Consider the following 25,115-nt stretch of genomic DNA (forward strand, 5'->3'; position numbering starts at 1 on the left):
ATGACAGATGTGATTATTTCAAAATCAACATATTTAGTATTTCCTGTCAATACGTAACTTCTAAAATCTCTTTTCTTCTCTCTGCGTCTCTGCGGTTTAAAAGTAATTTATAGAACCACAAAGGCGCAGAGAACACAGAGAAAAGAGGAATCATTGTCCAAAAATTTCACCACCTTGAAAAGGCTGGTCTTAAATTGAAATTTTCCCGCAGGCTTGGTTAGTATATGCTCCACGTCTTAGGTCTATCTTTGTAGTATGTAAAGAAGTACTTTTGACCTGAGATTATGCCCTCCTCTAAAAAACCCCTCACCTACCCATCTAGCCATAAAAGCGATCAAGCCGATAATTACCACGGTACTTTAGTCGCAGATCCTTACCGTTGGCTAGAAGATCCTGACTCGGAAGAAACAAAAGCTTGGATTGAGGCACAAAATCAAGTTACTTTTGGCTACTTGAAGGAAATTCCTACTAGGGAAAAAATTAGAGAACGCCTCACCAAACTTTGGGATTATGAAAAATATGGCATCCCTTTTAAAGAAGGTGAACGTTACTTTTACTTTAAAAACGATGGACTGCAAAATCAAAGTGTCCTTTACACTCTGAAAACCCTCGACGACCAACCCAAAGTTTTACTCGACCCTAATAAACTTTCAGAAGATGGCACTGTTGCCCTTTCAGGATTGTCTATTAGTGAGGATGGTAAACTTTTAGCATACAGTCTATCTGCCTCTGGTTCTGATTGGCAAGAGTGGAAAGTACGCGATGTCGAAACTGGTGAAGACCTGCAAGACCATCTGAAGTGGATTAAATTTTCTGGTGCATCGTGGACACATGATAATCAAGGTTTCTTCTACAGTCGCTACGATGAGCCGAATGAAAAAACTCAATTAGAAGATATTAACTATTATCAAAAGCTCTACTATCATCAACTAGGTAAACCCCAATCAGAAGATGTACTAATTTATCATCGTCCTGACCAAAAAGAATGGGGTTTTAGTGGCGGTGTTACTGAAGATGGACGCTATTTAATAATTTCAATTTGGCTGGGAACTGACTCCAAAAATTTGGTTTTCTTTAAAGATTTGACTAACCCTAATGCTGAAGTCGTAGAGCTAATTAACCAGTTTGAGGCAGATTACAGCTTTATCGATAATGATGATAGCGTGTTTTATTTCCGCACGGATTTAAATGCACCACGAGGAAGAGTTATTGCTATTGACACCAAAAACCCTGCACCAGAAAATTGGCGAGAAATCATTCCCCAATCAGCAGAAACCTTGGAAAGTGTCGGGATACTGAATAACCAATTTGTTGCTGATTACCTCAAAGATGCTCACAGCCAAATAAAAATATTTGACCTCAAAGGTGAGTTTATTCGTGAGGTAGAATTACCTGGACTCGGTTCAGCCGGAGGTTTTGGAGGAAAGCGTCATGATACCGAAACTTTCTATACTTACACCAGTTTTACCATACCAGGAACTATCTATCGCTATGATATGGTAACTGGTAAAAGTACCATTTTCCGCCAGCCACAGGTAGATTTTAATCCTGATGATTACGAGACGAAACAAATTTTTTATCAAAGTAAAGATGGTACTAGAGTACCCATGTTTATCACCCATAAAAAGGGCATTAAATTAGATGGGAATAACCCGACTTATCTCTATGCCTATGGTGGTTTTAATGCCTCAATGACACCTGGTTTTTCTGTGAGTCTTTTGGTGTGGATGGAGATGGGTGGTGTCTATGCTATGCCTAATATACGCGGCGGTGGAGAATACGGCGAAGAATGGCATCAAGCAGGAATAAAAGATAAAAAGCAGAATGTCTTTGATGACTTTATTGGTGCTGCTGAATGGTTGATTGCTAATAAGTATACTAAGACTAAGAAGCTAGCGATCGCAGGTGGTAGTAACGGCGGTTTATTAGTAGGTGCTTGTATAACGCAACGTCCCGATTTGTTTGGTGCAGCGTTACCAGCAGTCGGCGTCATGGATATGTTGCGCTTCCACAAATTTACCATCGGTTGGGCTTGGACTTCCGAATATGGTTCAGCAGATAATCCAGAGGAGTTTCCAGCGCTGTATGCTTATTCGCCACTACACAACATCAAACCAAATACAGCTTACCCACCAACCTTAATTACCACAGCCGATCATGATGATCGCGTTGTCCCTGCTCATAGTTTCAAATTTGCCGCCGCTTTGCAAGAGGCTCACATAGGTGATACGCCAGTCTTAATTAGAATTGAGACTAAAGCAGGGCATGGCGCGGGTAAACCTACAGCTAAAATTATCGAGGAAGCCGCAGATAAATGGGCTTTTTTGGTGCGTACTTTGGATGTAGAAGTTTAGGATAATATGATTGATTATTTCACGCAAATACGCCAAGTGGCTAAGAAAAGAAATTGCGTATTTGCGTGAGATTTTCGCTATGAATCAACGAAAGATATCTGCAATATTCGGTGGATATGACTATTAATAGGTGAGTTAAAATCAAATCACTCTAGGCAAATATTAACTATGAGATGGGAAGAAGTTTGTACAAACAGTCGTAAATTTTTATACTGAGCAGCACTAAATCTAAAAAATTCATCATTTTATTTCGGATGAACTGTCATATCACTGGAAAGTATAGATTTAGCGACAGGAGAATTGTATGGAAGATGGATTCGAGAGACTGAATCACAATGAAGTCGTGTCTATAGAACCAGACACTTTTAATAAGTTAAATATTGCTAAAACTTTTAAAGTCTGTGATTTGATTACAGCAATTAAGGAATATATTGGAGCAGATGAGACAGATGAAGTAAATTTGTATACCCAAGGATTGAATTGTGAAGTTTTACAATTTAGTACTTTGGGATGGAAAAAAGGAAAAGTGAGACTTGCTTTAGAATTTTGTCCTGATGAATCTGAGTCACCACTTGATGAGATTTTTAACAAACTCAAACAAGTAGAAAACTAATACCCAATTACTAAAAGAACCCTGATTTATTTCAGAAGTCGGGGTTCTTTTGCGTCTCAATCTTTACAAATAAAATAGGATATTGCTATTAAAGTTTAGAAGTTTACAAATTAGTTAATAATACTTATAAATTACATGATGGCGATCGCTTACAAGTCTACAAGATTATCCCGTTATAACGAAAAGCATTATCCCAAACATAATCAATCACTGCTTTAGCATCATCCAAAGGGAGAATGTGACATGCTCCCTGGCGATCGTAGGTTAGTAAAGGGATTTCTGGTACATTGTCTGTTGTTTCGCTATTTTGCAATACTTGGCCACGAATATCTTCTAGATTGCTCAGAGGCCCTTGAATATCAAAGTTAATCTTTGTACCTAGTTTATTCTCCATCCAAGTTTCGATACGAGAATCTAATTGTTGAGGGCTTAATGGTGTGGGACTGGTAAGTAAATGATAGTATGCCAGAATAACTTCCTTAGATTCTTCTTCTTCTGCCAATTCAATAAACATTTGAAAAACACTGCTGTTGTTGGCTAAATTTTTGAAGAATAGTGTATCAGTAACAAGTTTTTGAAAATGAATTTTTTTATTTTTGTAATTAGTGTATTGCTTAAAGGCAAATCCACCCAAAGCGATCGCTAATGATAAAGTTGCCACCAAAACAGGCATAAAATTTCTGACTTTATCCAACTCTACATCTAGAGATTCAACCAAAACGGGTACATTTAGTACTAGCAAAATTGCAGCCACTAGCAATAAAAAATTCGGCAATGTTCTTAATATCAAAGGAATTGCTGCTCCAATCGCCGGAATTCCAAATAATAAGCGATCTTTCCAGGTCATACTTGTTTTTACATTGGGAAAGATTAGGTCAACATCTAGCTTAGGAATATTTTTGTAGAAGTAAACATACATCTTGCCGGGAATAAATTTTAATTCTTGGATTTTGTTTTTCTTCCCAAGAAAGTAAGCTGCTTCTTTGAACTTAACTAATAAAACAATCCGTTCAAAAAGATCAATTCTCTTTTCTTCTTGCCAAAAGAAGAACTTTTTAACTGAAATGTTTTTATAACTATCACCCCGGTAATAACAGATAAAGCGGTCAAAATCCTCAAAATTGACTTCAGTTTTCAATTCAATTAGAGATTTTGTTGCCAGCGATCGCTTGAGAATCGATTCAGGTAAAAGAATATAATTAGCCCTTTCAACAATATGCCTAAAGGCTTCAACTACTTTCAACTCCATATCATCATATTGCTCGAATGTTGGTGGAGTTATTGGTTGAATATCTGCATTAGGGTTAAAGGGTATGTAGTTATCTTTGATAACTTCTAAGGTTTTGTGGAAGTGAAAGTGATAATATGCAATGAGGATTTGGCAAAAATCTTGAAATTTTTTGGCATCATCTTCATTTAGCTGACCATCTTGCAGGCAAAGCTTGATAATATCACTGCGAGTGTAGGGAATGAACGCTTCTCTATTTTCGGAAACAGCCATGTTAAAAGATAAATCAGAATCTAACTAGGGTTTGCCATATCCCACGAAAACAGCGAATATTAAACATTATGTCTTCATTTGCAACTAAATTATAGTATCTTGGGTGTTCAATCTCGCAGTTTTTCTGAGCCGATGGGCAGACAAGGACTTGCAAACGTGAAGAAGACAGAAGGAAAGACTGATTGAAAAGTGCGACACCGAATAGCCCGTCGTAGACATCGCTCGGCATACATCCTGATTCTCTCACCTTAATTGCTATCAAGATTCATTTATAAAATAAAGATGTACTAATAACTGAGGAATGGGAAATCAATCATGCTAAATTACGATCCATTAGCTTGTTTGCCCTCATCAGAGGAACTGCCAGACTCTGACGATACACCAGTGGATAATGAATTACAAGATTTGATTCCCGGTTTACTCAAAGCGCTTCTGGCAATGGCTTGGCCAGAACGCATGGATTGGTTTTTTGGCGTAGATATGGGAATTTATTATGATCCAGATTTACCAGCAATAGTCCCAGATGGGTTTTTGAGTCTGGGAGTTGAGCGATTTTATGATGAAAACCTCCGTCCCAGTTATGTGCTTTGGGAAGAGAAGAAATTACCCATATTAGCGCTGGAAGTGGTATCTAAAACATATCGTGGTGAGTACTCGACTAAGAAAGCAGAGTATGGAAGATTGGGGATTTTGTATTATGTAGTTTACAACCCATTTCGTCGCCGTAAGCCGCGTTTAGAAGTTTACAAATTAGTTAACAATGTTTATGAATTACATGATGGTAATCCAGTTTGGTTGCCAGAAATAGGTTTAGGAATTGGCATCGAACGAGGAACGTATTTAGGCATACCACGGGAGTGGATGTATTGGTATAACCAACAAGGACAACGGTTTTTAACACCAGAAGAAGACAAAAAACTTGCTCAACAAGAAGCTCAACAAGCAAAACAAGAAGCACAACTTGCCCAACGACGCACTCAATTATTAGCAGAACGGTTGCGATCGCTTGGCATAGATCCTGATTCTCTCACTTGAATTGCTATCAAAATCTATTAATGAAATAAATCCCATAATCACGAAGACGCGATAAATCGCCGTCTCTACAAAGGAATGATTATTGTAGAGAGGGCGATTTATCGCGTCTTTTCCCTTAACCGAACAACATTGCGAGGTTCACAAATGAAGCTCCGAGGTTCATCAACGAAGCTCTGAGGTTCATTAATGGAGTTCAAAGACTCATTCACGAGCATCAAAGACTCGTCCACGAGTATCAAAGACTCGTCCGCGAGTATAAAAGGCTCATCCAAGAGTATAAAAGACTCATTCACGAGTATAAAAGACTCATTCACGAGTATAAAAGACTCGTCCGCGAGTGTAAAAAACTCGTCCACGAGTATCAAAGACTCGTCCGCGAGTATAAAAGGCTCATCCAAGAGTATAAAAGACTCATTCACGAGTATAAAAGACTCGTCCGCGAGTATAAAAGACTCATTCACGAGTATCAAAGACTCGTCCGCGAGTATAAAAGACTCGTCCACGAGTATCAAAGACTCATTACAGCAGTTTTCATTTACTTAACTCACACTCTTGCCTTCTTCTTCGCGCCTCTGTGCCTACCCTGCGGGAACGCCTAAAGGCGAATGCGTGAAACAAAAATCTTTCAGTAATTACGAATTACCCTATCAAGACTTGCACTCACACCTTCAGCATCCGGTGACTTCAATCGCTGCAAAATCTCTAAAGCTGGTTGCAAATATGATATCGCTTTAGTGTATTCACCCTGCTGTTCCGCCAAATGTCCTAACCACCACAGAGTTATTGCTTTGCCTTGGACATCACCAATGCGTTCTTTTATTTCCAAAGACTGATTGAAAAGTGCGATCGCTTGCTCCACTTCTCCTTTGTTGGCGTAGATACATCCCAGTTCTTGCAACGTTGCCGCTTTGCCTTGGACATTTCCAATGCGTTCATTTATTTCCAAAGACTGATTGAAAAGTGTGAGCGCTTTATCCCATTCCCTTTTGTTGGCGTAGATATTTGCTATATTATGCAACGTTACTGCTTTCCAGTAAGCATCATCAATACATTCAAAAACTTCCAAGCACTGATTGTAGAGTGCGAACGCTTCATCCACTTCCCCTTTATCGGTGTAGATACTTGCTATGTTATGCAATGTCGCCGCTTTGCCTTGGACATTTCCAATGCGTTCAGTTATTTCCAAAGACTGATTGTAGAGTGTGAGCGCTTTATCCACTTCCCCTTTGTCGGCGTAAATACGTCCCAGTTCGTGCAACGTCCCTGCTTTGCTTTGGACATCACCAATGCGTTCAGTTATTTCCAAAGACTGATTATAGAGTGCGATCGCTTTATCTACTTCCCCTTTGTTGGTGTAGATATATCCTAGATTGTGCAATGTCGCCGCTTTGCCTTGGATATCTCCAATGCGTTCTTTTATTTCCAAAGACTGATTGTAGAGTGCCATCGCTTTATCCACTTCCCCTTTGTCGGCGTAGATCATTCCTAAACAGTGCAACGTCGCTGCTTTGCCTTCGAGATTACCAATGCGTTCATTTATTTTCAAAGACTGATTGTAGAGTACGAGCGCTTTATCTACTTCCCCTTTATTAGCGTAGAGAATTGCCTGGTTATGAATTATTGCAGCTTTGTCTGTTTTGTCTGTTTCCAAACAAAATTCAAGCGCTTGCTGATAATACTGCTGTGCTTCTTCAACTTCACCGAGTTCTGCTTGAGAGCGAGCTATTTGATGTAAAACGCGGTAGTCTGGAGTGAGTTTTAAAGTAGATTTGCACAGTTGCACTGATTCCCGAAAACGGCTTTTATTTTTCCAGTTACGTGCCAGAGAGACGGCTATTTTCGCCGCAATTTCTCCATCCTTCCCCAGCAACGCCAAGCGATGAATTTCTAACTTTTGTGCCTCTGTAGTAGCTTCCACCTCTTCCCACCACAGACGATATAAAATTTGTGCAGCTTGTTTATACAACTCTTCACCCTTGGGGTTTTCTGGAAACTCTAGCAACGGTGACAAAATCCGGGGAACACGATACAACCTCTCTGTGTTGTTGGTGAGGGTAACTTCCAACAAACCCAAAATTTCAGCGCGTTGAATATGACTTTCCCAACTTGAGATATCCTCACAAATCGGGAAAATCGCAGCTTGAGGAACAGGTAACTCATACACCAACAACTTCCCCAGCATAAGACGCAAAGCTGGAGTTTGCTGCTTCAGCAATACCTGTGCCAAAATATCCTCACGAAATTCCTTTTCCTTATCTGCCATCTTTTGCAGAATCATCTCAACTCCCCTCTCCGCTTCTGGCGACTTCGGGGAATTTTGCAAAATCTTATCTAACCATTCCAACAGCCGAGGATTTCCATCTGCTGCTGTTTTGGCACGTTCGGGCAAATCTGGCTGAAATTGCCAACTGCCATTAAACGAATCCAGACGATTATACTTTTTAATTAAATCTGCCCCACCCAAAGCACCCAGAGGTTCGCGGTACAGACGATGATTCAGTTCTGACAAAGTGAAATTGTAGCGACAGGTAATAATTACCTTGTGGGGAAGTTGGGAATTTTGCATCGCCTTCAGCAACGCTAGCAGTACATCCACAACTTGTGGTTGCAAGACATAAACCCCATTTCGTAAATCCAAATTAGCCTCAAAGTCATCCAGCACAAAGGCAAAGCGCTGTTCTTTGGTATTCAGTCCTTCAGTGAAAAACTTGGTGAGGCGCTGCATCAAGGGTAACTTGCCATTGAGAATTTCATGCCCCCGTTCCGAGGTACATTGTTCAGCAAGGGTTTTGAGCAGTTTGTCCTCATCCAGTTGCCGAAAGTTCATCAGCCTGTGATAGCCAACCATCCTTTCCAGAAGTCGCGCCGTCACCGTACTCTTACCCACACCCCCCAGTCCGTGAATTAGTACCCCTAATGAAGTGCGAATTGCTTTGAGACAACGTTGCAAAGTCCGCCGTCTCCCAACAAACTCAGAGGGTTTCGCCACCCGCACCTGTTGGGTATCGGGATCTAAAAACTGTTGGTATGCAGGTTCCGGCGCAGAGGGTGGCACATCTCCCACCACATCCACCAACGCACCCGGACATTCTCCCTGGACGTATAACCGCAACAAATGCCAGTCACGCACATTCTGTTTAAACAACTGCTGGTAAGTGCTAGCGAGTGCTTGGGCTAATTGATATCCGGCTGCCAATTTGCCGTAGAGGTGCGCGGCGGCGGCTGTAGCTGTCCGATCTTCCACAGGCCGCCCCCAACTTAAAACAGCGATCGCCCCTTGTGCAATTAGTGCCTCAGCCATTGAAGGGACAGCGCCTTTATCTGGTGCTTGTCCAGTCCGACACCCAGATAAAAACACCAATTTGGGAAAGCGAAACCGGAAGACATCGGCAAGTTCTGCGGCTGTGGTTTCGTGGCGATCGCCGATTTCCGTCTCCGTAATAAAGTAAGGCGTATTCGGCTCTAAACCTGCTCCCCTCCTCGCTTGCGGGGAGGGGTTGGGGGTGGGGTTCTTTTCCGCTTCGGGAGGAGTAATTGACGCGTGTCCTGTGAGGTGAAACACATCAAAGTCATTAAAATAGCGACTCCACACCTTACCCAACTCGCTAACACAACCGCTTTCTTCCACCCGCAAATCTACAGCAAAATCTCGCGTATCAGCCAGAATTCTCGCTTCTTCCTGTTCAAACTCTAACTTTGGTTCCACATCTTCCGGGTCGGTTGCCATAAACAATACTCGCAATTGTCGTGCTTCCACAGAAAACGCTTCCGTTTCTTTCTCAACCCAGCGCAGAGGTAACACCACTGGATTAACCCGCTTGACCAAAAAATCCTCACCAGCAAAGCCTCGGCTGCTACTGGTGCGCCTTCACCCTCAATACCTACTTGAATTCCTGCCATTAAATCACCTGCGAATTTATCCAAGATTCTGTATATTATGCGTTGAATTAGGGATAAGGTTCACGCACAGACGCAGAGAGAATTACAAAATTATTTACTTTGTGTTGCAAGAATTGCCTAAAATAAGGCAACAAACTCAAACCTGGAAACCCAAATTGAATCTGACCAGTTACGAATTACGAATTACGAATTAGTATGAGAAGTTCTAAAAATGGTATGGACTCCTCTACATGCAAAAATTCATCGCACAATCCGATCGCGCCGCTTATTTGAGCGCAACCAGCGTCTATTAGTCGCTGTCTCCGGCGGACAAGATTCTCTGTGTTTAATAAAATTACTTTTAGATTTACAATCCAAATGGGGATGGGATTTAGGTATTGCTCACTGCGATCATCGCTGGCGTTCTGACTCCGAAGCTAATGCTCATCACGTCGAAAATTTAGCTAAAACTTGGGGTATAACCTTTTATTTAGAAACAGCGAACGAACCTATAAATAGTGAAGCTGCTGCACGCGATTGGCGCTATCAAGCTTTAAGTGCGATCGCCAAAGCAAATAATTATCAATATATAGTTACAGGACATACGGCAAGCGATCGCGCCGAAACTCTCCTCTACAACTTAATTCGCGGTACTGGCGCTGATGGCTTACAAGCTCTAACTTGGCAACGCCCCCTAACTACAGGCATTATGCTAGTGCGCCCACTGTTAGAAATCACTCGAATACAAACAGAGCAATTTTGTCAAGAATTTAAATTGCCAATTTGGGAAGATTCCACCAATCAAGATTTGCAATATGCCCGCAACCGCATTCGCCAAGAATTAATACCATATTTGCGGGAAAATTTCAATCCCCAAGTAGAATCAGCCTTAGCCCAAACAGCAGAACTTCTTCAAGCAGAAGTAGAATATCTCGAAAAAGCTGCCCAGCAGTTACGGGAAGAGGCATTGGGCATGGGTGAGAATGAAAAATTACCTCTTTATCCTCTGCTCCCTGCTAACAGTTCCCCTGCTTTTTCCTCATCTCCCCCACTCTCCACTCCCCACTCCCCACTCCCTTTATGCTTAAATCGTCGAGTATTGCAGAACGCACCATTGGCACTGCAACGCCGGGTGATGCGTCAGGTGTTGCAGCAAATACTTACTGATGCCCCCAGTTTTGAACACATCGAGAAATTAACGGGTTTAATTACAGCGCCAAACCGATCGCAAACTGATCCATTTCCTGGTGGCGCGATCGCTCAAGTAGAAGGCGACTGGATCTGGTTGAAATAGTTATTTAAAGTCTTTTGTTATCAGGGACGATGCACATTATTAGTTTTAGAATATTAAGAAAATATGCAGGAACCCATGCAGATTGTCAGGAAGCATTAAGCAATTGGTATAAGGCTGCTACTAAAGCGAAATGGTAAAATTTAGTTGAAGTACAGCAAATTTTTATTAAAGCTGAAGCTGTTGGTAACTTTACAGTATTCAATATTAGAGGAAATAAATATCGCTTGATTGTTAGTATAGATTATGAAGGCCAGTTAATTTATATTAAGTATATCCTCACCCATGCGGAATATGATAAGGAGAACTGGAAAGATGACCCTTACTTTTAATCCAGATAAATACAAGGAATTATTAACAGCTTATCTTCCCAAGCTGATAAAAAGTGAAGCTGAAAATGAGCAAGCTTTAGAGATAGTGGAAGATTTAATGCACCGGAAACGCACCCCAGAAGAAGACGAACTTTATCAGTTATTAATTACTTTAATTGAAAAATTTGAACAAGAATATTATCAGCCAAGCCAGCAGAATAATCCTGTATCTATGTTGTTATTTATTTTAGAGGAATCTGAGAAAAGTAGAGATGATTTAGTAGCGGTTTTAGGGAAAGAAGATTTGGTTGATAATATTTTAAATGGACAACAGAAGATAAATACAGAACAAGCGTGTAAGCTAGGAGAGTTTTTTCATGTAGAATCTAGTTTATTTATGGAATAACTAAGTTCATAGTTTGTAGTTGGGCTTTAGCCCGAAAAATATAAGTTAGGGCTGATGCCCGATCGCAAACTGATCCATTTCCTGGTGGTGCGATCACTCAAGTAGAAGGCGACTGGATCTGGTTGAAATAGTTAGAAGTTAATGCGATGGAGTATGTTCTATAACTCTGGGAAGCACTATAACAGCAAACTCCTAACTCCTAACTCCTAACTTGTTAAGACGCTAGTAGTTGTGGCTGAGATATTAAACTCTGGAGAGTATGACGCAACTGAGCGATCGCTTGGACTTGAAAATCACCAGTTTCCTGGAATTGATCCAAAGATTCTCCAATTCCTTGCAGCTTTTGCCGTAAGCCATCGAGAGAATCCTGAATTGGTTGGAGTGCTTCTTGATAAAGATTCACCCGACCACAGCATTCAGCAGTTGTTCTTCGTAAAGATAGCAAATTTTCTTCGATCGCTTTCAGTTCTTGGCGCTTTTCATCTAAATCATGGGTTTGATTGTCAATCATTCCCTGATTTAGTTCAATACCAGCACGGATCTGATCAATTTCACGTTCCAACTTTTGGATTTCCTGCGAATATTGTTGTCGATGGGTTTCAATTTGTAACAGAATTGGCTCTAAATTAACTTTATTACCCTCTTCTTCCTCAGCAACAGTATGTCCTTGTCGCCGTAGCAGTACAGCTTGGTGTTGCTTGAGAAACTTCTGATGCTGTAGCATATTGCGGCGTTGTCCCACCAAGCTGGAGTTTAGCATCTGATAGAGGTCTTTTTCATCCGTTAATTCCAGTTCCAAATTGATGTGGTCATGGTCAGATGCTTGGCTTAATTTATTTTGCAGTTCTTCTATAGCTTCTTGTTTGTATTTCAGTTCTTGTTCTTGATCGTGAACAAAGCTAGCGTCTATTTCCAACTTATGTTCCAATTCTTGGACTATCTTTTGTAGTTCTTCTAAAGGCATTTTATCCAAAGCTTTCACATCAGCCTGCTGTCCTAGAACTACACCACCAGACGTTGCAGCAAAAGAGTGAATCTGTTGATATAACTCTTCCGCCTTTCGCAACTGCTCTTTAATTGACTTAGCATACTCTTGCTTGCTGGTAAGGTCTGCTGTATTTATCTGTAATTGTGCTGTTTGCTGGACTAGGGAATTTTGTGCTTGTTGCAATGCATTTTGGCGATCGCTAAATGTTTGTGACAATAGCTCGACTTCTTCTTGCTGTTGTGCGATCACAGTTTTTTGCTCCTGGAGTTTTTGCCAGTGTGGGGTAAGAGTCGCCTGCTGCTTTTCGACCAATTCAAAGGCCAAATGCAACTGTTCTCTGACTATCTCCGTGGGAGCAACACGACTAGACAAGCGATCGAGTAACTCACTCATTACCCGACTTTGCTCCTCATCCAAAACCGTCCCCTGTTGGAAATCCGCAAGACCTTCCTCCAGGCGGCGCTGTTCACCCCGCAAATGCTCCCAAGCGCCTTCCAATTCTAGGCGGTTGCGTTCAACTTCTGTTTGTAACCGTTCAATTTCTTGGCGAGATGTGTCAACTTCCTGCTTTTGCTCCTCTAATTGTTGCAACTCATCCTCCAATTGTTGCAACTGTTCTGAGCGTACTTCCATGTCCATTTCACGGCGATTCAACTCTTGCGCCTGAAACGTCAGTGATTGCTTCCACTGATCAATCTCATCTTCCTTAAGCTTAAATTTCTCCAATTGGCGGGAAAAATTCTGCAAAATGTTGACTAGTGGTCGCCCTGCTTCTTGAATCCGTTGTACTTGACGATTCGGATTCAGTTCAACCAGTACCAAAGCACCATCATTTAATTTGCTTGCGTCCTCAGCGGCAATCACTTCTTCCGACACAGTATTCCAATTCTGGTCAGTTCGCTGACAAGCTAGCAGTTTCAGTTCAGTTTTGGCACCGCCACTGAGTAAACCACCTTTCTGTTTTTGTACTTCTGCTAAATACAGCACACCGTTAGTCCTTTATGGATGCACTTAAAGTTCATGTTTTGGGATATACCTTAAATAATTCTGTTAACTTGCCTCACTGAACCGAAGTTTAGGAGAGCAAGACAGACAAAACTATAGACGCCAGATATTACGTCTTGATACTTATAAAAGCGAGTTAGTCGCGCCCTTATATTTTGTACTGATGGCAGTGATGATGACTTCCGTGTTAACACTAGCTTTGTCGAAGTGTATTACGAAAGATTAAGGTCTATAGCTGAATCTATTTCGTAATGGCAACAAGAAACAGGGTAAAAATCTTGCCAATACTCCATAATCAATACTTAAAGAAGAAGTCTGAATTCAGAATTCTGAATTCAGCAACACTGAAGGAGTACTTTTTAGATCAATGCAGGGAAATTTAAATGAAATTGATATTTGCAGTATTTTGCAATTGATTGATTTAGGGCAGCGAACTGGGCAACTATGGGTGAGAGCTACTGGTCACCATAACAACAAACTGGGTGGAGACGGAGCAAGCATTTATCGCCCCAAACAACAGTCTTGGTTCGTCTTTTTCCTCAATGGTCAAATTATCTATTGTCAAGAAGGCGAGAGTAGTTTATCCAGAATTAACGATTATTTACGTCATTACCGAGTTGAGACGCGACTCACTGACAAACAAATTGCCTCCCTACCATCAACCGACGCACCAGAGTATGCCTATCTTTGGGCACTTTTGGAGCGGAATATTATCAACCCTAAGATAGCTGGTAGTATTATTCACGGCTTGGTGCATGAAACCCTTTTTGACCTGCTGAGTATACACCAAGGAAGCTTCATTTTCCATCAAGGTGCAGCACTTGCCCCGCAATTAAACACTTTCGAGATTGCTCCCTTTGTTACAAAAATTACGAAGCAGGTGCAAGAGTGGAAGCAGCTGTATCCGCACATTCAGTCACCCGAACAATTGCCAGTGCTATCTGACAAAGTTCAGCTACAATCCTCGCTACCAGAAACAACCGTAAGTAAGCTACAACATTGGGCTGACGGTAAAACATCCTTGCGTCAACTGGCTCGCTATCTTAACCGAGACATTTTGACAGTGGCTAAGGCAATATATCCATATGTGCAACAGAGTTGGTTACAACTAGTATATTCACTCACAACTAAACCAGATACTCATACTGATAACTGTGAATTGAAGGAAAAACACAAGGGGCGGATAGTATGTATTGACGATGCGATCGCCATCGGTGAGACTATAAATTCGATCTTACAACCACAAGGTTATGAAGCGATCGCTCTCACCAATCCTTTAGAGGCACTGAGTCTAGTTTTTCAACTCAAACCGGATTTAATTTTATGCGACATTGCCATGTCGGAATTGGAGGGGTACGAGATTTGCGCCATGCTGCGGCATTCAACAGCATTTCGGCTTATACCGATTATCATGCTCACTGGTAAAGATGGATTTATTGATCGAGTCAAAGCTAGTATGGTCGGGGCAACAGATTATTTAACAAAACCATTTACAGACACTGAGTTACTTATGCTCGTAGAGAAATATATCAACAACTAATGAAAATTGGGCATTGGGCATGGAATATTGGGCATGGGGCAGATAAAGAGATCCAAGATTTATTGATCTACCAAAAGATTAGGTAAAAGATGTTATCACAGAGTCAGCTAACTCAGTGAAATCTCAATACCCAAGAAAAAAGTCAAAAACTAGAATTAATTTATACAGTTAATACTTGCGGAGGAATCAGGGAATGTTCCAAATAGGAACGTCTACATCAGGAGGTAAATAGACATTTATGAGTACAGTTCTGATTGTGGAAGACAGTATCGCGCAAAGGGAGATGATTACAGACCTCCTGAAAGCAACTGGCTTAACGGTAACCCATGCCAGTGACGGATTAGAAGCATTGGAGGCAATTCAAGTAGCACCTCCCGATTTAGTGGTGTTGGATATTGTCATGCCTCGGATGAACGGCTACGAAGTTTGTCGGCGGTTAAAATCCGATCCAAAAACCCAAAATGTCCCTGTAGTTATGTGTTCTTCCAAAGGCGAAGAATTTGATCGCTATTGGGGCATGAAACAAGGTGCAGACGCCTACATAGCTAAACCATTTCAACCAACCGAGTTGGTGGGAACAGTCAAACAACTGCTGCGAGGATAAGGATAAAGGCAATATGGTCAGCAAACCGGACTTTTTAAGTGGCAGTGGTCAAGACCATTTCCGACCAGAATTACAAGTAGAAAGTCCTGAAGGTGAGTTACATTTGAGGTTTTACATTCCCTCGCATCAGGAGTTTGCACTACAAGCAACTGGCATTCGGGAGGTAATTGAACTAAGTCCTGATAGAATCACCCCGATTCCTAATGCTTCTCCTTTACTTTTGGGTACTCTAAATTTACGAGGTCGAGTTATTTGGGTGGCTGATTTGGGTCAATTTCTGGGGGAAGCAAGTGCATTAAACACGGATAAAGCTGAAATTCCGGTGATTGCCATTGAAGAGCAAGACACAATAGTGGGTTTAGCAGTAGAGGAAATCGGTGGTATGCACTGGTTAGATGTCCAGAATCTCATGCCACCAACCAGTGTTCCAGATACTATGGCTCCCTTTTTACGTGGAGAGTGGTTATTAGGTGCTAAAAACAACCAGTGTTTACGGCTGCTCGATCAAATGGCAATTTTACGAAGTGCTAGGTGGGCAGGATGAAATTGGAGGAGGAAATGGCAATAAGTATTGATAATTTCGAGCCAACATATCAACAGGCGATGACCGCCTATGTTCAAAGGAATTATGAGGTTGCCGCCACTTTAGTTGATCAAGTGGTGCAAAATTTACCAAAAGACCCCAATACCCATTTGTTAAGGGGTCACATCTACTATGTTTTGCAGCAGTACGATGTAGCAAAAGAAGAATATCAACAGGTATTAGGCTTGACTAACGATCAAGAAATTATTGGTTTTGCCAATAATGGAATTGAGAATATCAATCAATATTTACAGTCATTCAGTGGAGAGATTGATACATCAGGTAGTCAAGAGCAAATAAATTCCCCAGAGATATCTGATGCACTGGCATATAGCGAACAAGAATTAGAAGATTTGAAGGCTAGTGAGGAGTTTGACAGCAAGAATCTTGATTTAAACTTTTTTGGAGAGCATCAAGAAACTGGGAATGGCATTGAAGAGTTATCTTCAAATAGTCCATTTGATATACCTACAGAAGATAGTATTGGAACGGGACAAATATCAGATTTTTCTACAGCTTTTGGTGACGATCCTTTTGCCTTCAATGAAGAATCACAGGCACAAGAGTCTAGTAGCAACATTTGGGAGGCGAAAACAGAGTTAGAGTTGCCCGCTTTCTGGCAGGAAGATGTATCAGAAGATAACCATGAAGAATCACTAGTAGATAGTCATTTTTCAGATAATGGGATAAATTCTGCTCACGAGAATTTAGATATTGACAATAATAACTTTTCATCTTCTAATTCAAAAACTGGTAACAAAGAGAATAATTTCCCTGATTTGTCGAGTGAGCCAAATTTTCCAGAACCTAGTATTGACGAATTAGAATATACAAAATCTAGTTTGGGAGACGAAACTTTACTTATTGTTGATGAAGAACTTAGAAATAGTTCGTCAACAAATAACCACAGTCAATATGATTTGCCTGAAACCGAAGCGCATGATTGGTTAAAGTCAAAAACTTTTGAAATAGAAGAAGCTATTACTCCAGATTTGTCTGATGATTCTTCATCTTTTAGCAGCAACTTACCTTTAAAAGAAAAGCAGTTTAACTCAGGTGAACTCATTGGTAAAAATAGCTTTGATGACGATGATAATTTTGATATGGAAGCATTTGAGTCTGCCTTTGGCTCAGAGGGGTTAAGCTCTTATGAAGACTCAAACAATATACTGAATGGAGAAAATTCTAAGAGCAATATAGAATTTTTAGATGACTTTGAGGAATTTGATGATTTAGGCAGCATTCCAGGGTTTGACCTACTCGAAGGAGATTCTAACTTCAGTGATCTAGCAATGCATTCTGCTCCATCAGAAACCAGTGGCAGTGGACGCTCTCAAGTCGTGGAAGCTTCTGCAAGTAATGCAGCCGATCGCGAGGAAGAACTATTCTCAATGACTGGTTCCCATGAAGAAGTTCCAGTTTTTAGCCAAACAGATGTCTCGAAACTAGAACCCAACGTCAGCGTCGAGCAAGGATGGTTAGCACCATTAGAGAATGCCTCCATAGAAAGAAAACAATGGTTAATTGCTGGAAGTGTAGGCATTGTCTCGGCGCTGGTTGTAGCCACAGTTAGCTTTGTGGCCACCACATTTTCGCCACCCCAACAACGGGAATCAGTACGAAACACAGGTTGGGCAATGTCCCTCGCAGCTGGGATTGCAGGTTTTGCTACCGCAGGCTTTATGGGGAATCTTGCACTCAAACAAATTCGGCGCACAACCAATGATCTGCAAGCTCAGTTTGAGGCCGTACGTCAAGGAAATTTGAATGCTCAAGCCACGGTGTATTCTGAAGATGAATTGGGGCATTTAGCCACTGGCTTTAATGAAATGGCACGGGTAATTTTCACGACTACAAGTGAAGCCCAACGAAAAGCCGATGAACAAGAGGAAGCCAAAGAAAACCTCCAACGTCAGGTAATTCGCCTTTTAGATGATGTGGAAGGAGCTGCTAGAGGCGATTTAACAGTCCAAGCTGAAGTTACAGCCGACGTATTGGGAGCCGTAGCTGATGCTTTTAACCTGACAATTCAAAACCTACGGGATATTGTGCAACAGGTAAAAGTGGCAGCGAAGGATGTAACAAAAGGTGCAACCAACTCCGAAACCTTTGCGAGAGCCTTATCTAGTGATGCTTTGCGCCAAGCAGAAGAGTTGGCAGTGACGCTAAATTCTGTACAAGTAATGACTGACTCGATTCAACGGGTAGCAGAGGCGGCGCGGGAAGCTGAAACCGTTGCCCGTGATGCTAGTACGATCGCCTTGAAAGGTGGCGAAGCAGTAGAAAATACTGTGGCGGGGATTTTGGAAATTCGAGAAACCGTTGCCGAAACCACTCGCAAAGTGAAACGGTTGGCGGAATCTTCCCAAGAAATTTCTAAAATTGTGGCGTTGATTTCCCAAATTGCTTCTAGAACAAACTTACTAGCACTCAATGCTAGTATTGAGGCGGCAAGGGCGGGAGAAGCTGGACGCGGGTTTGCGATCGTTGCAGACGAAGTGCGCCAGTTAGCAGACAAATCTGCTAAATCTCTCAAGGAAATTGAACAAATTGTGATGCAAATCCAAAGCGAAACAGGCTCTGTAATGACCGCGATGGAAGAAGGCACACAACAAGTAATTAAAGGGACAAAATTGGCAGAAGAAGCCAAGCGATCGCTCGAAAACATTATTCAAGTGGCGAATCGTATCGATATTCTTGTGCGCTCGATTACTACCGACACTGTCGAACAAACTGAAACCTCCCGCGCCGTCGCTCACGTAATGCAATCAGTAGAACTCACTGCACAAGAAACTTCCCAGGAAGCACAACGAGTTTCAGGTGCCCTACAACACTTAGCAGGTGTATCCCGTGACTTGATCGCCTCCGTTGAACGTTTCCGAGTGGAAACTATGGAAACTAGGTAAAAAAGTTAGGAGTTAGGAGTGAGGAGTTAGAAATAAAAATCACAACTCATAACTCATAATTCATAACTCATAATTCACAACTCATAATTTATAACTCATAACTTTTGCTATGCTGCCGGAACAACAACAGCGGATTTTGGGTTACTTTATTGAAGAAGCCAGGGATCACCTGAATACCATTGAGCAGGGCTTGCTGAATTTAGAAGGTACCCTGAACGACCCGGAAATGATCAGTGAGGTCTTCCGGGCGGCTCACTCCATCAAAGGAGGAGCGGCGATGCTTGGATTGACTAGCATCCAGCATACTTCCCACCGTCTGGAAGATTGTTTCAAAGTTCTCAAAGATCATCCGGTTCAGATTGACCAAAAGTTAGAGTCTTTATTTCTTGGTGTATCTGATACCCTAAAAGCGCTGTTAGAGCATTTGAGTGGGCCTTATGGTCTTTCCGAAGATGCAGCTAATACTTTGATGTCAGAAACTGAGCCAGTCTTTCAATGGTTGTATCAGCATCTAGAACTACTTGTAGAACAAGGAAAAGGTGGAGTAGCTAGCACAACAGAACTACACACAACCTCTGTAGAAAATGTCTCCGCACTTACAGAACTTTTCCTACGCCAAGATGTTCCTAGTTTGCCAGAAGATACCCATCAGCAATCTCCAGAAACATCTTTGTCAGTAGCACCCCAAGAGGCACAAGCGGTAGCCACCGCTAAAGAAAATCACAATTGGGGCGAGTTTCAAGCCCAGGTGCTGCAAAGACTGCGGGAAATGTTGCAACTGTTTAAGCAAACCACAACACCCTCAACTCGGCAAAATCTTCAACAATGCTGTTACCAGTTAGTCAAACTTGGTGAGACTTGGAATTTGTCCAAGTGGTGTGGTTTGTGTCAAGCAGCAGCCAGTGCGATCGGCAATCCTGAAAATACCTATCTCACATTAGCTAAAATTGTCATTACCGAAATCAAGCAAGCTCAAGAATTAGTCCTGCAAGGTAGGGAAGCCGAAATTGCAATTAGTCAGCAACTAGAAGCACTTTTGAGCTTTGCAGAAATTGAGTTATTAGAAGTTATCCCTGATTTATTTAACGAACAGTCTGCGGCTTTGACAGAATCATCAACTGCGTTAGAGCCAATTATATTTGGTAACACCGAGCCGTTAGTGATAACTAACCTAGCCCAGACAACAGAAGAACTTAATCTAGACGAAGATACTAGCGTTCGCCCTTATCTTCAACAAGGGACACCATTAAACCACACTAGTCTTATCACCACACATGACGAAGTACATCCAATCAGTAGTAATCTTGACCCTAATGGGCCAGAGGTAGGAATAGCTGAGTTAAATACCCTTGCCGATTTATTTGAAGGTGATACTCCCGAACTAGATGAAAGCTGGCATCAAGAAGAAACCTTAGATACTGTTGCCACCGAGAACTTTGGGATTGATTTCAGTAGCACTGATGCTGAAGATGCTCATAGCGATTTATCCGATTTTCTCTCCTTTGATGAAGACACAAGCAATGAGCAGCATCTAACAAATATAGCCATGACAGAAGATTTATCCCTGTTATTTGGCGACAATTTCCTGGAAAAAGAAAATTCAGAACCGCAAAATCAACAAACATCTGCCACGACTTTAGAGTTAAGCGATCTTAGCGTACTTGATATAAATTTCGACTCTTCTTCTGCCGAAAATTTACCAGAATTTATTGATATTCCTAGTAATGTAAACCAGCCTCTTGAGGAAACTGCCCAAAATAATGTCAACAAAAACGATGTAGTTGAAGATTTATTGACACTGGAACTAGATGATGATAATGAAGAACTATTACCTACAGGCGAAATAACTCAACCAGAAACTGAAGCGTTCGCCAGTGTGGAGCGATCTACTAACCAACAAAATAGTTTTGATAACTTATTCTTAGAAACTAGAAATGCAAATTGGGTAGAAGAAATTACCCCTAGTGACTACATAGAATTACCCCAGCAAACAAGCTTGTCTTTGGATAGCCTGTTTGCTGAAATGGAAGAACAGACACTACTGCCTACAAGTGAACCAGAACTTGGTGATTTATTTGGTACATCTCCAGCAACAACACCTGAGTTTTCTGAATCAGAAAATGATCTGAGCAACTTCTGGAACCAGGAAGCCACAGAGGAAGAGGACGAATTCGATTCCTTAATTGAGCAAAATGTAGAAAAAGCCTTAGAGGAGAGTTTGTTTGCTGCGGCTGATGACATTTTTGCCAATAGTCAGCAGCCAATACCTTCTGCTGTTGCCAGTTTTGACATAGAAGATGATTTTGATATCAATTTTCAGCAGCAGGAGCAGGTAGATTTAATATTCTCATCAGATTCGGGAGATGATTTATTTGATGAGTTAGATACGAACTCAACTATTTCACCTGAAATCAGCGATCGCATACAGCCCTCCACGCCTGAAACGACTTTGTTCGCCCAGCATCTAGGGGAAGAAATTCTCAAGCGATCGCAACAACCAGAAGCTTTAGATTTTATTCCAGAATTTACTAATCAGCCCCCAGAGATATCTGCTGTTGAGCTGGAACTTGATTTGCTCGGCTCTTTCGATGAAAATCCACAACTGCTATTTGAGGATCTAGCTACAGACTCCACCTATATTCAAATGGAAACCACAGATAATACTGTGGATGAACTATCGGCTATAGAAAATTATCTAGATATCAGTTCTGAGGAAACTCCAAATTCAGCATCGCCTCAAGCGCAGCCAAATGATTTGTTTGGTTCTTTCAATGAAAATCCACAACTGCTGTTTGAGATTACTACAGACTCCACTTATATTCAGATGGAAACCACAGATAATACTGTGGATGAACCATCGGCTACAGAAACTTCTCTAGATATCAGTTCTGAGGAAACTCCAAATTCAGCATCGCCTCAAGCGCAGCAAAATGATTTGTTTGGTTCTTTCAATGAAAATCCACAACTGCTGTTTGAGATTACTACAGACTCCACTTATATTCAGATGGAAACCACAGATAATACTGTGGATGAACCATCGGCTACAGAAACTTCTCTAGATATCAGTTCTGAGGAAACTCCAAATTCAGCATCGCCTCAAGCGCAGCAAAATGATTTGTTTGGTTCTTTCAATGAAAATCCACAACTGCTGTTTGAGATTACTACAGACTCCACTTATATTCAGATGGAAACCACAGATAATACTGTGGATGAACCATCGGCTACAGAAACTTCTCTAGATATCAGTTCTGAGGAAACTCCAAATTCAGCATCGTCTCAAGCACAGCCAAATGATTTGCTCGGCTCTTTCAATGAAAATCCGCAACTGCTGTTTGAGATTACTACAGACTCCACTTATATTCAGATGGAAACCACAGATAATACTGTGGATGAACTATCAGCTATAGAAAATTCTCTAGATATTAGTTCTGAGGAAACTTTAGATTCAGCCCAGACAAGCACAGAAGTTTTAGATATTGAGCCGAACAATAACTTAGACACTGCCTTTGATTTCCCAGAAAAGACAGATGTTGAAGATACAGAGCTTGGTTTGGCAGATGATTTATTGTTTACAGAAACTGCTCTATTAGAATCAGAAAACCAGAAAGAATTAAGAGAAAGCGCAACAACAATTGATTTGCAAGATGTCAATGACTTCACACAAACGGTTATTCAGGAAGGTGTAGAAACCGAATTGTGGGATCTAGCCGAGACAGAGACATCTGAACCTGTACTAGTGTCAGAGAGCGAAAACGCTATTGTTACCTCAACTGAAGAATTGGTAACGAGAGAAACCGTTGAAGTAGTTGCTCCAGAAGATGACTTTGCAGACTTGGAAGCATTACTAGGAGAGGAAGTAGCACTTAGCCCCAGAGCTACCTCAATACCAGAAGTAGATTTTGCTGCCCTGGAGGAATTGCTAGGTACAAATGATAACGAAAGCGATGGGCTACGCCAACACCAGCCCTTCAACACTCAACCAATCTTAGCCACAAATACTGTTCCATCACCAGCTATAGATGAATTTGGCGACTTAGAGAAGTTGCTGGCAGAAGCGGATCAAACAATATCTCATTCACCAGTAGCAAAATCGAACACCAGCAAAGCTCCCCGTTCTTCTACTCGTAGAGCTGCGAGATTTGAAGAAACGATGAAGGTTCCAGTTAAGCAACTGGACGATATGAGTAATTTAGTTGGGGAGTTGGTGGTAAATCGCAACACCTTAGAGCAGGATCATGAACGGCTGCGGCAGTCGTTAGATAACTTGCTGATTCAGGTACAACAACTCTCCGATGTAGGCGCAAGAATGCAGGAGTTGTACGAGCGATCGCTCCTAGAAGCCTCTCTGTTAGCTGGACGCAAAAAGAAAGACTCCGGCTTCCAAGGCTCTAATTCCAATGCTGATCGGGGTTTTAACGAGTTAGAAATGGATCATTTTACTCCCTTTCATACACTCTCACAGCAGATGATTGAACGCATTGTGCGAGTGCGTGAGTCGGCAAGTGACATTGATTTTGTTACCGAAGAAACCGAGCGAGTAGCAAGGCAGTTCCGCCAAGTAACCACCCAGCTACAAGAGGGATTAACAAGAGCACGAATGGTGCCTTTTGCTCAAACTATTGATCGCTGGCGGCGAGGAGTGCGCGACAACGCCATCAAGTGTGGCAAACAAGTAGAGTTGGTGATCGAAGGTGGCGATACCTTAATTGACAAGATGATTTTGGATCATCTGACTGATCCGTTAACTCATATGCTAAATAATGCGATCGCTCACGGTATTGAAACGCCAGAAGAACGACAAGCTGCTGGTAAACCACCTGTAGGAATCATTACTATCCGTGCCTTCCACCAAGGCAACCAAACGATCATTTCTGTAGGCGATGATGGCGCAGGCATAGACTCAGCAAAGGTTAAGGCTAAGGCGGTGAAGATTGGCATGATTACAGAAGCGCAGGCAAAAGCCATGTCTCGCCTGGAAGTTTACGATCTGCTGTTCCAGTCTGGTTTTACAATCAAAGACCAAGCAGATGAAATTTCTGGTCGTGGTGTGGGTATGGACGTAGTACGCTCCGAGATTAGCGAAATTCGAGGGACAGTAAACACCGATTCTGCGATCGGCAAGGGAACCACCTTCACTATCCGTCTGCCATTGACTCTGAGTATTTGTAAAGCTCTCTGCTGTGTCTCTGATCGAGCTAGGATTGCTTTCCCGATGGACGGTGTAGAAGATACGCTGGATATACCACTCAAAAATATTCAGCACGATGCCAATGGGGAATCATTTATTTCCTGGCGCGATACAGTGTTGCCATTCCGACCCCTGAAGGAACTTTTAACCTTCAATCGCCAAATCAGTCGCGGTAATGTCTATGGCGGCACTAGAGATGATGATATGGTTTCTGTTGTCGTGGTGCGATCGGCAAATACTTTGATTGCTCTACAGATTGACCTAGTGTTGAGCGAACAAGAAATTGTAATTAAGCAATTTGAAGGACCAGCACCTAAACCCATTGGTGTAGCTGGTGCTACAGTCCTGGGCGATGGTCGGATTATGCCTATTGCTGACGTACTAGAAATAATTGACATCTTCCAAGGACGGATTTCTACGCGAACTGGTGGCAATTCTTGGCAACAGAAAGGGATTCCTGTAGACACCTCTCCTACGAAGATTGACCCGACAGTGCTGATCGTCGATGACTCGATTACAGTCCGAGAGTTGCTTTCTCTAACGTTTAATAAGGCAGGTTATCGTGTAGAACAGGCGCGTGACGGACAGGAAGCTTGGGATAAACTGCGCTCCGGTCTGCCTTGCGATATCGTATTTTGCGACATCGAAATGCCTCGTTGCGATGGTCTGGAATTACTCTCTCGCATTCAGAAAGACTCTAACCTCAACCACTTACCCATAGCGATGCTTACCTCACGGGGTGCAGACAAGCACAGACAAATAGCAGCTCAACTCGGTGCTAGTGGTTACTTCACTAAGCCCTATCTCGAAGAAGCTCTCCTCGAAGCTGCGGCGCGGATGTTGAAAGGGGAAAAACTTGTTAGCAGTACGAGTAATGTTTAGTAAATAAGAAACCTTGATAGTAAACCTAT

The 25,115-nt window shown here is 41.9% G+C and carries 13 protein-coding genes and 1 pseudogene; 11 read left to right on the plus strand and 3 right to left on the minus strand.

The genetic code is table 11. The features are described 5' to 3' along the window. Window positions 1-284 precede the first annotated feature (284 nt). Together H6G96_RS10840 and H6G96_RS10845 are read left to right on the plus strand one after the other, a co-directional pair. A complete protein-coding gene (locus H6G96_RS10840; protein ID WP_190911451.1) occupies window positions 285-2,354 on the plus strand; it encodes a prolyl oligopeptidase family protein in 2,070 nt (689 codons plus the stop codon). A gap of 304 nt (window positions 2,355-2,658) precedes the next feature. Beyond that, window positions 2,659-2,967 (plus strand): KGK domain-containing protein, encoded by a 309-nt coding sequence (locus tag H6G96_RS10845; RefSeq protein WP_190911452.1) that lies wholly within the window; start codon window positions 2,659-2,661, stop codon window positions 2,965-2,967. A gap of 157 nt (window positions 2,968-3,124) precedes the next feature. Here the strand turns inward: H6G96_RS10845 and H6G96_RS10850 are convergent, their stop codons facing one another. Then, window positions 3,125-4,468, minus strand: coding sequence for a TMEM143 family protein (locus H6G96_RS10850; RefSeq protein ID WP_190911453.1), 1,344 nt, complete (start codon window positions 4,466-4,468; stop codon window positions 3,125-3,127). Between the two features lie 315 nt (window positions 4,469-4,783). On the opposite strand from H6G96_RS10850, the gene H6G96_RS10855 reads away from it, so the two are divergent. Further along, complete coding sequence (locus H6G96_RS10855) at window positions 4,784-5,503, plus strand: Uma2 family endonuclease (RefSeq protein ID WP_190911454.1); 720 nt, start codon at window positions 4,784-4,786, stop codon at window positions 5,501-5,503. 625 nt (window positions 5,504-6,128) lie between these two features. On the opposite strand, the gene H6G96_RS10860 is transcribed toward H6G96_RS10855, so the two are convergent. Next, window positions 6,129-9,308 (minus strand): tetratricopeptide repeat protein, encoded by a 3,180-nt coding sequence (locus H6G96_RS10860; RefSeq protein ID WP_347242213.1) that lies wholly within the window; start codon window positions 9,306-9,308, stop codon window positions 6,129-6,131. A gap of 306 nt (window positions 9,309-9,614) precedes the next feature. Between H6G96_RS10860 and tilS the strand changes: the two genes are divergently transcribed. The 3 genes and pseudogenes from tilS (at window position 9,615) to H6G96_RS10875 (ending at window position 11,390) form a co-directional block, all read left to right on the plus strand. Then, the gene (tilS, locus tag H6G96_RS10865; protein WP_190911455.1) at window positions 9,615-10,676 is read left to right on the plus strand and encodes a tRNA lysidine(34) synthetase TilS; all 1,062 of its coding nucleotides are present in this window, start codon (window positions 9,615-9,617) and stop codon (window positions 10,674-10,676) included. Window positions 10,677-10,705: 29 nt separating this feature from the next. After that, a pseudogene (locus H6G96_RS10870) lies at window positions 10,706-11,005 on the plus strand (type II toxin-antitoxin system HigB family toxin). Beyond that, window positions 10,989-11,390, plus strand: coding sequence for a hypothetical protein (locus tag H6G96_RS10875; RefSeq protein WP_190911456.1), 402 nt, complete (start codon window positions 10,989-10,991; stop codon window positions 11,388-11,390). Before H6G96_RS10870 ends, H6G96_RS10875 begins: the two are co-directional and overlap by 17 nt. A gap of 214 nt (window positions 11,391-11,604) precedes the next feature. On the opposite strand, the gene hmpF is transcribed toward H6G96_RS10875, so the two are convergent. Next, window positions 11,605-13,365 carry a pilus motility taxis protein HmpF gene (hmpF, locus tag H6G96_RS10880; RefSeq protein ID WP_190911457.1) on the minus strand — a complete coding sequence of 587 codons (1,761 nt, stop codon included), beginning with the start codon at window positions 13,363-13,365 and terminating at the stop codon, window positions 11,605-11,607. Between the two features lie 385 nt (window positions 13,366-13,750). Here hmpF and H6G96_RS10885 point away from each other — a divergent pair, with 385 nt between their 5' ends. The 5 genes from H6G96_RS10885 (at window position 13,751) to H6G96_RS10905 (ending at window position 25,086) form a co-directional block, all read left to right on the plus strand. After that, on the plus strand, window positions 13,751-14,923 hold the full coding sequence (locus H6G96_RS10885) for a response regulator (protein WP_190911458.1): 1,173 nt from the start codon (window positions 13,751-13,753) through the stop codon (window positions 14,921-14,923). A 238-nt stretch (window positions 14,924-15,161) separates the two neighbouring features. Further along, window positions 15,162-15,527, plus strand: a complete 366-nt coding sequence (locus tag H6G96_RS10890) for a response regulator (RefSeq protein ID WP_012412195.1) — start codon at window positions 15,162-15,164, stop codon at window positions 15,525-15,527. A gap of 13 nt (window positions 15,528-15,540) precedes the next feature. Next, window positions 15,541-16,071 carry a chemotaxis protein CheW gene (locus tag H6G96_RS10895; RefSeq protein ID WP_190730773.1) on the plus strand — a complete coding sequence of 177 codons (531 nt, stop codon included), beginning with the start codon at window positions 15,541-15,543 and terminating at the stop codon, window positions 16,069-16,071. Between the two features lie 14 nt (window positions 16,072-16,085). Next, window positions 16,086-19,016 carry a methyl-accepting chemotaxis protein gene (locus H6G96_RS10900; protein ID WP_190911459.1) on the plus strand — a complete coding sequence of 977 codons (2,931 nt, stop codon included), beginning with the start codon at window positions 16,086-16,088 and terminating at the stop codon, window positions 19,014-19,016. 109 nt (window positions 19,017-19,125) lie between these two features. After that, window positions 19,126-25,086 carry a response regulator gene (locus H6G96_RS10905; protein WP_190911460.1) on the plus strand — a complete coding sequence of 1,987 codons (5,961 nt, stop codon included), beginning with the start codon at window positions 19,126-19,128 and terminating at the stop codon, window positions 25,084-25,086. Window positions 25,087-25,115: the final 29 nt, after the last annotated feature.

Source organism: Nostoc sp. FACHB-892 (genome assembly GCF_014698795.1).
Classification (GTDB): domain Bacteria; phylum Cyanobacteriota; class Cyanobacteriia; order Cyanobacteriales; family Nostocaceae; genus Nostoc.